The following is a 14,124-nucleotide window of genomic DNA, read 5'->3' as shown; positions in this document are numbered from 1 at the left end:
TATTCAGGACGGCATCGGGTTGCATTGAGGTATTGCTTTCTGCGTGCTACGGCTGCGGGTAAGCAGGTCGCGTGACGTAAGCGTCGCGCGACCTGATGGTGGCGAAGCGGACTAGAAACAGTTCACCGCTACCGGCGGTGTCAGCGCTTGCGTTGCGCCTTGCTGCCATGCCGAGTCAGATAGCGACGGCGGCGCGATGCTCGCCATTGTCTGGATCAGCAGGTCGAGTTTGCTTTCGATATATGCCGATGTGTCGATTGGATCCGGCTCGAAGGTTCGCATCGACGACATGAGCTTAGGCTGCGCCGCTAGCGCCTTTGCGTTGATCGTAGCTTTATCCCATGTGGTGCCGTCGGCGAAACGGAACTGTTCAATTCCGTACGGCAGCGTCGAACCGCTCTCGTAGAACTGCATCTTGACTCGCAGTACATTGCCGGAACCCAACAGCGTGACCAGAAGGTCCGAACTGTTACTGTCGCGACGCACGGTGACGTCACCTGGTTTGATGTCCGCGTCAAACAGCACGACGTCGGTATCCTTGCCGTTCGGGTCGTAGGCTTCCTCGATCGTGTCGTTGCCGGAGTGGCGGCCGAACAGATACGTGTCGCTGCCGGTGCCCCCGATCAGTAAGTCGTTGCCTGCGCCACCGTCAAGCACGTCGTCGCCGTTGTAGCCAACCAGAACGTCGTTGCCCGGCGTGCCTTGCATTGCCATCAGGGCGACGTCCTGCTTGGTCCAGTTCGTGCCGTCGGCGAACCTGAACTGTTCGATGCCGTAGCCGAAAACCGAACTGCCGCCAGACTGGAAAAACTGACTCTTGACGCGCAGCACATTGTTCGAACACGAGATGGTCAGCAACAGATCATAACCCTGACCGTCGCGACGCACGGTGACGTCGCCTGGTTTGATGTCCGCGTCGAACAGCACGACGTCAGTGTCCTTGCCGTTCGGGTCGTACGCTTCCTCGATCGTGTCGTTGCCGGAATGGCGGCCGAACAGATACGTGTCGCTGCCAGCGCCACCTATCAGCAGGTCGTTGCCTGCGCCGCCATCGAGTACGTCGTCGCCGTTGTAGCCAACCAGAACGTCGTTGCCCGGCGTGCCCTGCAATGCCATCAGGGCGACGTCCTGCTTGGTCCAGATCGTGCCGTCCGCGAACCTGAACTGTTCGATGCCGTAGCCGAAAACCGAACTGCCGCCAGACTGGAAGAACTGACTCTTGACGCGCAGCACGTTGTTCGAACCCGAGATGGTCAGCAACAGGTCATAACCCTGACCGTCGCGACGCACGGTAACGTCTTCCGGACGGATGTCGGCGTCGAACAGCACGACGTCGGTATCCTTGCCGTTCGGGTCGTACGCTTCCTCGATCGTGTCATTGCCGGAATGGCGGCCGAGCAGATACGTGTCGCTGCCAGCGCCACCTATCAGCAGGTCGTTGCCTGCGCCGCCATCGAGTACGTCGTCGCCGTTGTAGCCAACCAGAACGTCGTTGCCCGGCGTGCCCTGCAATGCCATCAGGGCGACGTCCTGCTTGGTCCAGATCGTGCCGTCCGCGAATTTGAACTGTTCGATGCCGTAGCCGAAAACCGAACTACCGCCAGACTGGAAGAACTGAGTCTTGACGCGCAGCACGTTGTTCGTACCCGAGATGGTCAGCAACAGATCGTAACCCTGACCGTCGCGGCGCACCGTGACATCCTGCGGGCGGATATCCGCATCGAATAGAACCACATCGGTATCGTTGCCGTACAGGTCATACACCTCATCGATCGTGTCGTTACCCGAGCGCCGTCCAAACAGATAGGTGTCGCTGCCCGTACCGCCGACCAACAGGTCATCACCTGCGCCGCCATCAAGCACGTCATCGCCAGCGCCACCGTAAAGCGTATCGTTGCCGTCGCCGCCCAGCAGGATGTCGTCGCCGTCACCGCCGTTTAGCACGTCCTTACCCGTGAACCCGATGAGGATGCTGCCCGACGAGCCAGTGGACTTACCGTTCAGTGTGCCATCGCCGAACACGACGCCCAGTTGACCAAGCACTTCGCGCATCGCGTCGCTCTGATGTGCCTCGACATAGGTGCGGAGTTCCACGCCAACGTCGAACCCTTGCAGCAACCAGTTCACACCAAATGCTCTCGTCAGTCCGGCCAGTATGAACGCGACATCCGTTGCGCCGATCACGCTTTCCGCCGCTTTCAGCTTCGACATCATGCCGTTGAAGTCGGCGTGGACTTGACCTGCCTCATTGACGTCGTACCCAATCGCGTCGAGATACGGCATCCAGACCGTCTGCATCGCGATAGCTTTGTAGACCGACTCGACCAGCGTCGACCACGCCTTCGACACATACTGCCCGCGCGTGCCCGACAGATTGACAGTCCCGCTTGCATTGGCGCCGAGCATCGTGCCGGACATCTTTTCGAGGACGGTGAGGCGGCTAATCCAGTCGACATCGTTGGCAGATCCAGTGATTGTGCGTTTACCAGATTCTGTCAGTGACTGGGACGTCGTCATGCCGGATGTCGCGGCCCATGCCTTGAGCAACGGCTCGATCAACGCCTGCTGTTCTACAGCGGTCTTTGCTTGCGTTATTTGATCGAGGAGCGTGCGCAACGCTACGCCCTCTGCAGTATCGAGACTCGCGGCTTGCCATAGATCACGCACATTGCCCGCGCCCTGTACATATGGCATTGCAACCACGTCATCACGCAGCGGGATCGCCGTGTCGAATTTCTGATGCAGCGTATCCTGACCGAACCAGATTTCCTGCATGTCCCGCTCGACAGGCACACCATCGACCATCTGCACGAACGAGCCGGAGCCTCGCACCATGTTGCCGTTTTCGAGCGTGCGGATCGTGGCGTCTTTACTCAGATTGATCGAGATGATCCCGAGTTCGTCGAGGCTCAGCAGTTCGCCCGATTGTGAGGTGCCGTCGCCGTTGGCATCGCGCCAGATTCTGAGCGACGACCAGATTGCGTCGTTGTGGTCGATGACGCCATCTTTGTTCAGGTCGAACTCGCGGAGTGCGTCAAAGCCGTTCGCCGCGAGCGTGCCGTTTGTGAGCGGTGTGAAGTTGCTGAACAGTTCCGCGCCAGAGTCGATCGTGCCGTTGTGGTTACGGTCGAGAACAAGGAATCCGTCGCCCGCACTGATCCAGCCGGTGTGCGTACGGCTGCCGCTGCCGTCGAAATCGAAGTAGGCATTCGAATTGTCCGGATTGGTGGTGTGGATACCGTCGCCGTCGATGTCGAGGATCAACGGGTCGACCATGCCGGCACTTAGGATGAAAAACTTGAAGTAATCGCCAATTCCGAAGGGAAGCTTGAATATGTCGAGATTCTTGATCACGTTCGAAAGCCATCCTCCGTTCTGCGTGTTTCGCATGAACTCGACGTTAATAATGTTCAGTGTCGGCAAGAGTCCGCCCTCGAACCCACTCGGATTCAAACCGCCTTCTTTGAGAGCCGCCCAAGTGAAGTCGATGCAACTGTTGGTTAGGCCGTTGTAGTTCATATCGAACCCATAGTCGCCCGGCTCATCACCGAATCTCTCCATCGCCTGATACTGACTCGCCGGGTAGCCAGGCGCGGTTGCCCGCACCTAGCCCCCTAAGAACTGTACGTGCAAGTTTCCCTGCATACAGCTCAAGCCTCTGCCAAGGCATCTTTCGACACCCGCTTTCACAACTTATTTCCGGCGTACTTTTGAATTCCATGACAACCGGGATGGTGCAGTTGAATGTTGCCCGCTGCAATCGACCCACCGTCGGTTCTTTTCACAATGAAGCGGGTGACCCAAGGGGTTCCTATTGCGATCGGTTCCTGACAGGTCGGACACAGGCCATCCTGCCTCAGCCAGACCCGGTAGAGCTTCGCGCGGCCCCTTGGCAGGTTCATCATCCTCTTGCCCCATCGGGTCTCGAAGTATGGTTCCCACTGTGGGTCGTGCGGGTTAGCCCCGGCCTTGATCTTGACATGCCGCTGTATCGGCGTGTCCGCCGCTTTCAGCAGGACAAGCTCCTTCTTCCCCCCATCCTCTTGTTTTTCGGTTGTGGCAAATACCCAGTTGCGGGTGCCTTGGGTTTTGAAGTATTTATCTTTGACCCAGCGGGCGCCTTTCTCTGGATGCCGTCGAACCGCCCATTGCCACAGCATTGACCAGACATATGTATCAACCCGAGCAAAGGTTTCCTTGGCGACCACATGGCGGTGATAGTTCGCCCAGCCCCGCAAAATCGGGTTGAGCAGGCGTATCAAGTTTGCTTGTTTGGCCGTCTTGTTGCCTTTGATGACTTCCCGGATCTTGTCAAGATGCGCTTTGACGTTCGCTTTCGACGGTTTCATCAACAGCTTGCCGTTGTACTTGCGGATATTCCATCCGAGGAAGTCAAACCCTTCGTCGATGTGCGTTACCTTGGTCTTTTCCGGCGACAGGACGAGCCCACGTTCCGCCAGAAATGCGACCACCGCGGGTTTGACCTCGTGCTCCAGCCACTCTTTCGAGTGGCCAGTGATGATGAAGTCGTCCGCGTACCGCACCATGTGCATTTTCAGGCCTGTCCGCTTTGCCTTCGGAAACTTCTCTGCCAGCATCGCTTCGAGACCATCCAACGTCATGTTGGCCACTACCGGTGAAATAATTCCCCCTTGAGGGACCCCGGCATCGGTCGGGAAGAGTTCGTCCTGATACACATATCCCGCCTTGAGCCACTTCTGCAGGATCACCTTGTCCGTGGGGATGTTAGCGACCATCCATGGATGGCTGATTTCGTCGTAACAGGCCTTGATGTCGGCTTCCAGCACCCACTGCGCGCTTGTCTTTCTCGCGAGGGCGATGAAGCATTGTTCCCCCGCGTCGGCTGTTGAGCGCTCCGGCCTGAACCCATACGAGTTCGGGTCGGCAGTGGTTTCCGCAACCGGCTCCAGAGCAAGCAGATGCAATGCTTGCATCGCCCTGCAGCGCATCACGGGTATGCCGAGCGGCCTCATTTTCCCGTTCTTCTTCGGTATCATTACCCTCCGAAGCGGAAGAGCCGAGTAACCCCGTCTCTTCAACGACGCAATCGCGTTGGTCTTTGCCCCCGGTGTTTTCCAGATGACCTTGTCGACACCAGGGGTGTTCTTGCCTTTGTTTTCAGTCACCCGCTTGACGGCTAATGCCTTGCCGCTGAACGAGTGGGTCAGCAGCCATTGCAAGGCTTTCACCTTGTTGTGCCTGCCGGCCTGTGTCCACTTCACAATACGCGCTTGCAGCCGTCTTACCTGACGCTGGACATCGGCCCAACTGATGCCGTCCCATGCCACGCCGGAAGGCGCACACGCTGGTGTTGCTGCGTCCATTTGCTTCCCTTCCGTTAAGATGGTTCTACCTACTCTCTTGTGATGAGAGACCACGAGGAAGTTTGCCCGCTTTCGCGTGGGATGATGTTGCAACCCCTATCCATCCGATTACAGGATGGCGTTCGCTTTGTCCTCAATCCTTCGCCCGCATCGCCATGGGCAAGCCTTGCGGCTTGCTGTCCCCGAGGGGAGCGATACGGGATTTCCACGTTCCGCTTGCGAAAGCATGTCGGGTTAGGCGCCTGCTGTCGACCGGGAGGCGTATGGGTCACGAGAGCGTATAAGTGAAGACGCTCTTCCCACCTCCATTGCCATTTTGGCTCAAGCGCAGTAGCCACTTCCGCTTGTTTAGAATAACGACCTTTATCGCAGATTCACATGTGTTCGCCATGCCGACTGTCTAGCACTCATCCGGCGTGTGGCTGCCAGAAGGGTACGCCTCTCGCGATTGATACCCCGCATCTTGCGATGCTTCGTTACATTGTCAGAGTCGCTCTTTATTCAGACTCCTAGACTCGCCCGGTGACACGGGCGGTTCCCTCATGTTGAAGCGGGAACAGCTCCTGCAAGCAACTTCGTGTCGCAGTCACTAATTTCTATCGTTGTTGCATACTTCCTGGTTTGATAGTTCGAACTATCGTCGTTGTAAACCTTACCTTTTGAAAAAGGCTGACCGGACTCTTCCTTTCGTGGAGCAAAACCGTAGCTCGTAGAATTCCCATTGCCGTCATGAAGCTGGTACCACATATGCCCAACTGTGGAAACCGTCCCGTCAGCCAACTCGGTCCCAGGGCTCGAAATATTAATAGTCAAATATGGCATAGGATTATCCGATTACTTACCAAAATATGCTTTACTAACCAAAATCTGGGCTCTTACATGCGCCAAATCCGGGGCATCCAGCATGTTCAAGACTTTTACTCGATAGACTCCCGGCTCGAGTTCAACTACAACTAGCGTGGCGTCAAGCGTATCTGCACCCCAAGATGAAAGCCTGGGCCTATCAACGCTTTTATTAGAAATGGACTCCCATCCCGTGTCGACCACCCGATCCATCTCGACATTTATTAATAACGGAGCTCCTCGATTAATACGTTTACCTATTACTTCTTCAATCGGCCCACCGACCAGCCCCCAAACGCGGCCACGGTCACCTGGAATTTTTTTGTCAAAAAAATACTCCAAACTTACATCATAGAAACCTTTTTTTTCAATGGAAAACTCACATTCCAAAAAACTTCCAGATTTATCCAAATTGAATGGCAACCAGAACGGAATGGTTTTTAACTCGCTTTCTTTTTTACAACCAACAAAAAACCCAAATGCAACCATGCCAACAATTAATTTTCTTCTCGAAACGTCGACTTCAGCACACCCATTCACATTGACCTCGCAATTTTTCGCAAAAACCAGCCAACCGGCAATGCAACTTAAAAATCACGTAACCACGCCTCGCACCCACCTCCAGATCCGCGCGAACTACCCGCGCACATCTGATTACACTCGAACCTTGGACAGGAGCCCGTCAACGTACCCACCCCATCCACTAGCCCATATACCCATCAATAGTCAAAGATGGCATAGGTCTATCTGATCACTTACCAAGATATGCTTTACTAACCAAAATCTTGGCTCTTACATTCTCAAAATCTGGAGCATCCAGCATGTTCAAAATCTTTAATCGATAGAGTCCCGGCTCGAGTTCAAGTACAAGTAGCCTGGCATCAAGCGTATCTGCACCCCAAGAAGAAAGCCTCGGCCTATCAACGTTTTGCTTAGAAATGGATTCCAACCCCTTGCCGACCATCCTGTTCAGCTCGACTTTTAATGATAATGGAGCACCTCGATTAGTACGTCCGCCTACTATTTCTTCACCCGGCCCACCGACCAACGCCCAAACACGGGCACGGTCACCCGGAATTTTCTGGTCAAAAAAATACTCCAAAATTACGGCATAGAAACCTTTATTTTTGATAGAAAATTCACATTCCAAAAAAATTCCAGATTTATCCAAATTGAATGGCAACCAGAACGGAGTGCTTTTCAACTCACCTTCTTTTTTGCAACCAACAACAAAACCAAATGCGACCACCCCAACAATCAATTTTCTTCTCGAAACGTCGACTGCAGCACATCCATTCACATTGACCTCTCAATTTTTCGCAAAAACCAGCCAACCGGCAATGCAACTTAAAAATCACGTAACCTCGCCTCGCACCTGCCTCCAGATCCGCTCGAACTACCCGCGCACATCTGATTACACTCGAACCTTGGACAGGAGCCCGTCAACGTACCCACCCCATCCACGAGGCCATATACCCATCAATAGTCAAAGATGGCATAGGTCTATCTGATTACTATGCTTTACTAACTAAAATCTGATCTTTTATGTTCTCAAAACATCTCCTATAGCAGCATACAGATTAGCAGTGGATACCTTCCCGCTCGGAACTTCCAGTGCAATGCTGTAGACGTCATTTACAAGTGCGGCAACGCCAACAACGGGCCCGAATCAAGAAATTGTGCCCGCGTTGGTTGCAAGCGGAAAGAGCGATTTACCAACTGAGCCCATAATCCCGTCGACAAACTGCAGAACTGCAATCGACGCTTGTAGATTTCCTCTTTCCTGCCCTTCATATGCCCCCCGATCGATCTTCCGACCTGAACGGCATTTTGACCGTTAGCCAACTGCCCAATAGCAATTCCAATGTGATCAATGCTTGCAACATTCATATCTTATTACCCAACGAACAGAGCGATTATTTTCTATAAACGAAAATTCTTCTCAACACAAAAAAATACCCAATCACGATGCACACCAGCAGAAATGAGCAGGTCGCCTTGCTATTTTGTTTTTCGTAGTACTTCACCGAACTATCGAAACTCAATACAGCCCCTCCATTCGCAGAGACCTCAAATATTTGCTTTTGCGAAACACCCCAAAATCCGCTTCTTTGCTCATACCAACCGATTACCACATCCTTTCCATTTATTTTATCCCCCCCTCTAATTTCAAAAGGACAAAAACCAACGCCCAGCCCCCATAAATAGTAGCCACAGTGATATTTATGCAGCCCTGATTGCTCCCTTAACGTCACGTATTCCGCGCCTCGATATATTTTCCTTATATCAACAATGCCAGCCGAATATGTCAACATACTGTGCTCAGGCGCCGCATAAAGAAGAACTCTTACCGGCCCACTTCCGTAATAAAACACCGCTACCGTCAGGATGGCAAAATTAAATAATTTTGAAATCATAGTGTCAGCGAAAATTACGTGTCGTCGATAGCAACGGTTTTTCCGTGATGGCTCGCTGATGGAGCGAATCCATAGCTATTTGACGACCCCGCATCGCTCTCAGCTCATGCCACTTATGCCCTACAGAGGAAGTCCCTCCATTAGCCAATGGCGCACCGGAATTCGCAATATTAGTGGGCACCGAATACATAAAATTTCTCTCACCCCTTTATCTATACAGGCAACGATAAAGCCATTTCCGATAAAAATCCTACGTAGAACAATCGAATAAATTTAAATCATAAAAATCAATAATCCGGTTCAAAATGCCCTACTTCTCTACGATTGGCAGTATTTAACTGCGCAATCAAATTGAGAAAGCATCTAATTTTCGGGAGTGATAATCCATGCAGATCGAGCATTAACTATTCTGGACACTTCGGTCCCAAAATACGTCGCCGCATCCTTCAGCATTTCGGAGCCAGCCGCCTTGTCGAAATCTTCCATGCTTATTGCCATCATTTTTCAGACTCATTACGCAAGATCCCAAAACTCAAAAATACAAAACAATTGTACCGGCCGTCCCCAACAACAAAGAAAAAGGAAAATTCGCTTTGATACCAAATGCACGGACTATAGGTATTTCTTGTGTTAGTCGGTATCGCACAAGAAAAATCCCAGCCTGAGAAGGACAAGGCACGACTTACAATTGATAGCCGCATTTCCGGATGAGCTCCATGAACGGCCCATTGTTCTGCAGCAATTTTCACCGATCCTCCGGCAAGGATCCATATTCTGAGTTAATCGGTATCGTTTTTATGAAAATAGTATTCACGCGTTATCACATAAAACTTTTCGGCAACACACATATCGCACCAATCGTCAGTCGGTCATCACGGAAGTCATAAAATTACACCAAAATTTCAATGAAAGCAAAACGAAATATAATGGGTTTACAAATTTCTACATAAAATATAGATCCAATGATGCGTGGCCTCGAACTACATGATAAAAGTATGGAATATTCTCTTAAATTCTTAATTTAACAGGCCGCGATTAAGACTAAATCTGCTTTACTGATGCATATGTATGCACTCACCACATTGAGTTCCACTACATCGGTGTCGTTGCCGTACAGGTCGCTGGCTTCATCGATTGCGTCGTTACCTGCGCGACGACCGGATCGCGTCATTGCGGTTCGCGGTGTGAAATTGCTGAACAGTTCCGCGCCTGAGTCGATCGTGCCGTTGGGGTTACGGTCGAGAACGAGGAATCCGTCGCCCGCGCTGATCCAGCCGGTATTCGTACGGCTGCCGCTGCCGTTAAAGTCGAAGTAGGCACTCGAATTGTCCGGATTGGTGGAGTGGATACCATCGCCGTCATGAAGCTGGTACCACATATGCCCAACTGTGGAAACCGTCCCGTCAGCCAACTCGGTCCCAGGGCTCGAGATATTAATAGTCAAATATTACATGGATTATCCGATTATTTACCAAAATATGCTTTGCTAACCAAAATCTGAGCTCTTACATGCGCCAAATCCGGGGCATCCAGCATGCTCAATACTTTTACCCGATAGACTCCCGGCTCGAGTTCAACTACAACCAGCGTGGCGTCAAGCTTATCTGCACCCCATGATGAAAGCTTAGGCCTATCAACGCTTTTATTAGAAATTGACTCCCATCCCGTGCCGGCCACCCTATCCAGCTCGACATTTATTAATAATGGAGCCCCTCGATTAGCACGTCCACCTGATATTTCTCCTCCCGGCCCACCGACCAGCGCCCAAACGCGGTCACGATCACCTGGAATTTTTTTTGTCAAAAAAATACTCCAAACTTACGTCATAGAAACCCTTTTTTTCAATGGAAAACTCGCATTCCAAAAAACTTCCAGATTTATCCAAATTAAATGGCAACCAGAACGGCGTGCTTTTCAACTCACTTTCTTTTTTGCAACCAACAACAAACCCAAATGCAACCACCCCAACAATTAATTTTCTTCTCGAAACGTCGACTTCAGCACACCCATTCACATTGACCTCTCAATTTTTCGCAAAAAACAGCCAACCGGCAATACAACGTAAAAATCACGCAACCTCGCCTGGCACTTATCCGCAGATTCGCGTCGATTACCCCGCGCACCAGGTTATGCTCGTACTGAGGAGTCGCTCATCAACATACTTACCCTCCACCAACCGCAATACCCACAACGGGATGACATAGCGAAATCCTATTTCCCCATGTACGCGCGTGGTACGGAGTCAAGATGCCCACGCCGCTCAACCCGACATTTGATGCGACTTGCAATTTGCAGATCACTCCCCTTTGATCATATAAATCACGGAAGCTAACGTAACGGTTATAGCGACAGCTCCAAATCCGGCAACCCAGTCTGGCTCCAACCTGGAAACCCTTAGTTTTCCAAAAGATAAGATCTTCAACCCAACCGCCCCGACACCCCAACAAAGTACGTCGACGAAGAACCAAACTAAAAAGTCCATTGCGCCTCTTTCGCGAGGCGCCAGTTTTGGAAAGGCACCCTTCGCCACTCCCATCCCAGCCGCTCTCTACTCAACATTCAAAGCCCGCATGCCAATCAGCCGCACACCAAACTTATTGACGTATTCGTCGATCTCCACCCGCTGCCCTGCCTGCCAATCGTTCCGCGAACTGGTGCCGCAGAAACGGATTTCGCGCTTGAGTGTCGGCTCCAGCAGGTACACCGGGTTTCCGCATCCTCTCGTCGATGTTTTTGTCCGCAAAACGAAGGTCTGGACAGTGCGTAGCTGCCCCGGCGTCCAGCGAAACTCGATCAGGTTAGCGAGGTGAAAGAACATTGCAGCGAAGCAGGAGATGGACAGCCCCGCAAGTAGCGTATGTGCCGCTCGCAGAACACGTGGCACTCTCAACGCTTGGACCGGCCAGTTGCGACGCCTCACTATCACCGCAAACTGAATCAAGCACGCAGTCGCTAATACGCTGGCGCCGAGTGCCCAGACACCTATGTAAGCGGGGTAAAAAAGCAGGTAATCGGAAACGAGCACAAGTAAGCCGACAATCGACACAATCCCCACTGCGACTAGTCCGAACAGCAATGGGCGTCCTGCCGGCACACTCGTTTGTGGCACAACGCGGTTTGTGGCGCCCGTCCATTCACGAACGCCACCAAAGATATGGCGGACAGTGTGAACATTCTTCGCCGTATAGATGACAAAGCGCGCTCCGTATGGTCCAACCAGAGTGATCGATGAATTGAGCCTCACCCCACGGCGCTGGAAGCCAATCGGTTTATCAGGCTCTGCCGCAGGCCCCGTGAGAATCGCAGCGGGCCGGTCTCTGAATTGCACGTGCTGGAAGCCGCGGCGAACATTGCCAGAACGATCGATGATGATCGGCGGCGCCGTTAGACCAGCGATCAAGATCCTGCGAAGAACAAGCGCACCCACGCCGAGCGCGGCAGGCAACCAGAACCAGCGAGCGCCAAATAGTCCGCCGCCTCTTATCGCCACGATAAGCGTCGCGATCAGTACAAACAGCGCCAAGACCAACAAAAGAAGATTGACGATGAAAAATCTGACCCGATAGCCGGTCGAAAACGTTATCTGGAAAGCGTCAGCAGCGCCGTTATAGTCGACAGAAGCAGCCATGAATGCGATAGAAGTGTCAAAGTGATGGCAACCAATTCTTTCAAATCGAAAGAATTGGCCCAGAATCTATCGCATCAGACCAAGGCGCGCTATCGGCCACTTCTGATGGTGGTGTCAGAATTCAAGCGGGCGACAGCGACTTCAGGCATAGCACGGCAAAGCTCGTTCAAGTAGGTAGCCGGTAAACGCAAAAACGGCGAAGCCGTGCTTCGCCGTTTTGAAATAAACCGCCTGTGCCTCTCAATTGACATCGGGGGAAAAGACCACATCCATTTGCGCCGCGACATTCGCACCCGTGGTTCAACGCACATCAGCCAGCAACTCGCCAACCGACACCCCCTCAATCCTCAATCCGCTCCAACCCCTCCGCACTCCGATCCCCCACCCCAGCCCAAGCCCCCGCCTCCAACCCCAACTCCGCGATCTCTTCCACTGTCAACGGCTGCAAGCGCGCGCACAAGGCACCGATCTCGTCCCACGCCCCGCGCTCGAGCGCTTCGATCGCCGTCAGCAGCAACCCCAGCACGCCTTGCCGATGCAAGATGCCGGCCTGAATCGGCCGCGATAGCGTCAGCACATTCAACGTGCTTTCGAGCGAGCCGCCGAACACCGCATCGACAAACGAAAACACGCCGGTCAGAAACGCCGCATCGGCTTCGTCACGGCCGGCTTCAGGCAAGCGTTCAATCGCCAGTTCCATGAAACGCGCCCGGGTCGCCGCCAGTTGCAGCAGAGGATCGTCCTCGAGCGCAACCTTGCGGCCGTCCGCATACAGCAGCAGTTGCGTCCAGCGCGCGATCCGATTCGTGCCGGTCGCGTTGATCGCTTCGCGCAGCGTTGTAACCTTGTGGCCGACTGCGAGGCCGCTCGAATTCGCGAGCTTCATCAGATGCATGACCAGCACCGGATTCAGCTTGAGCTCAGCTTCGAGTTGCGCGACAGTCGGGTCGCCCGACAACAGCTGCAACAGATTCAGCAATGCATGCCGCGGCGCACTGACGCGCCGCGTCGCCGAGGTCTGCGGACGCGCGAAGAAGTAGCCCTGAAAACGGTCGAAGCCGAGATCATGCGCCGCTTCAAGATCGGCCGGCGCATCGAGACCCAGCGCGATCAGCAGCTTGCCCGCTGACTTGAGCACGCTCGTCAATTTGGGTAACAGCGCTTTCGGCGCGCGAGTGAAATCGATCTTGACGACTTCCGCAAAGGGCAGCAGCTTCGCAAACGTTTCATTGGGCTGCGTTACTTCGTCGAGTACGAAACGATAGCGCCGCCCGTGCAATTGAACGATACGGGCAACTAGCGCATCGTCGGCCTCGATCGACGGCGGCAATTCGAACATGAAACGGTCAGCCGGCAGATGCAGGATCGAATCGTCGAACAGCATCTCGCGGTTTACATCGACGTAAGCGGGATGGCCGGTGAGCGCTCCGCGCACAATGCCCTGCATCAAACCGCGAATCACGGCTCGCGCCACGCGCTGTGCCGGCTCGGGCGCGCGGCCCGGCAAGGCATCGGCATCCACAGCCGAATCAGCGGCCAAATCTGCGGCCGATGCTGCGCCCGCGCCAGGTTCGGCGCCCGCAGGCAAATCCGGTGCGCGCACTTTGATTTCATAGCCGCACAGCATTCCGTCACGATTCAGAATCGGCTGACGCGCGAAGCTGGCATTCAGTGGCGCATCGTCCGAAGCACTCGTCTGCCTCGGATTCTCGATTGCGATGGTGGTCATTCCGGTTCCCCGCTACGCGCCGCCCAGGCGCTTCCTGCAGTATTTTGGTTTTCGCTGCACCATTCGTGCGCATCCAAGGCCTGAGGCCCTTTGCACCTGCGGTGAGCCCGACGATTCTAGCGCAGGCCGCCGCGCGCCGACATGTCGGCGGCGCAATATCTC

9 protein-coding genes are annotated in these 14,124 nt (G+C 53.6%); all 9 read right to left on the bottom strand.

The features are described from left to right. Nucleotides 1-111: 111 nt before the first annotated feature. Entirely contained in the window at nt 112-3,606 is a 3,495-nt protein-coding gene (locus AYM40_RS06450) for a calcium-binding protein (RefSeq protein ID WP_158515245.1), read from the bottom strand. An 80-nt stretch (nt 3,607-3,686) separates the two neighbouring features. Continuing rightward, entirely contained in the window at nt 3,687-5,345 is a 1,659-nt protein-coding gene (ltrA, locus tag AYM40_RS06445) for a group II intron reverse transcriptase/maturase (RefSeq protein WP_063495150.1), read from the bottom strand. An 834-nt stretch (nt 5,346-6,179) separates the two neighbouring features. Further along, nucleotides 6,180-6,728, bottom strand: coding sequence for a DUF5625 family protein (locus AYM40_RS39975; protein WP_148662117.1), 549 nt, complete (start codon nt 6,726-6,728; stop codon nt 6,180-6,182). A 211-nt stretch (nt 6,729-6,939) separates the two neighbouring features. Then, nucleotides 6,940-7,449 (bottom strand): DUF5625 family protein, encoded by a 510-nt coding sequence (locus tag AYM40_RS39970; protein WP_148662116.1) that lies wholly within the window; start codon nt 7,447-7,449, stop codon nt 6,940-6,942. 655 nt (nt 7,450-8,104) lie between these two features. Beyond that, entirely contained in the window at nt 8,105-8,605 is a 501-nt protein-coding gene (locus tag AYM40_RS39965) for a hypothetical protein (RefSeq protein ID WP_148662115.1), read from the bottom strand. Between the two features lie 1,021 nt (nt 8,606-9,626). Next, on the bottom strand, nt 9,627-9,983 hold the full coding sequence (locus tag AYM40_RS06440) for a hypothetical protein (RefSeq protein WP_063495496.1): 357 nt from the start codon (nt 9,981-9,983) through the stop codon (nt 9,627-9,629). Between the two features lie 86 nt (nt 9,984-10,069). Continuing rightward, nucleotides 10,070-10,408: a hypothetical protein gene (locus tag AYM40_RS39955; RefSeq protein ID WP_148662113.1), complete on the bottom strand. Its 339-nt coding sequence runs from the start codon at nt 10,406-10,408 to the stop codon at nt 10,070-10,072. Between the two features lie 745 nt (nt 10,409-11,153). Then, nucleotides 11,154-12,233, bottom strand: a complete 1,080-nt coding sequence (locus AYM40_RS06430) for a hypothetical protein (RefSeq protein WP_063495494.1) — start codon at nt 12,231-12,233, stop codon at nt 11,154-11,156. Between the two features lie 340 nt (nt 12,234-12,573). Further along, nucleotides 12,574-13,962, bottom strand: coding sequence for an EAL and HDOD domain-containing protein (locus AYM40_RS06425; RefSeq protein ID WP_063495493.1), 1,389 nt, complete (start codon nt 13,960-13,962; stop codon nt 12,574-12,576). Nucleotides 13,963-14,124 lie beyond the last annotated feature (162 nt).

It is taken from the genome of Paraburkholderia phytofirmans OLGA172 (genome assembly GCF_001634365.1).
GTDB lineage: Bacteria > Pseudomonadota > Gammaproteobacteria > Burkholderiales > Burkholderiaceae > Paraburkholderia.
The sequence above is the reverse complement of the archived record's forward strand: the minus strand, read 5'-3'. Positions and strand labels throughout refer to the sequence as shown.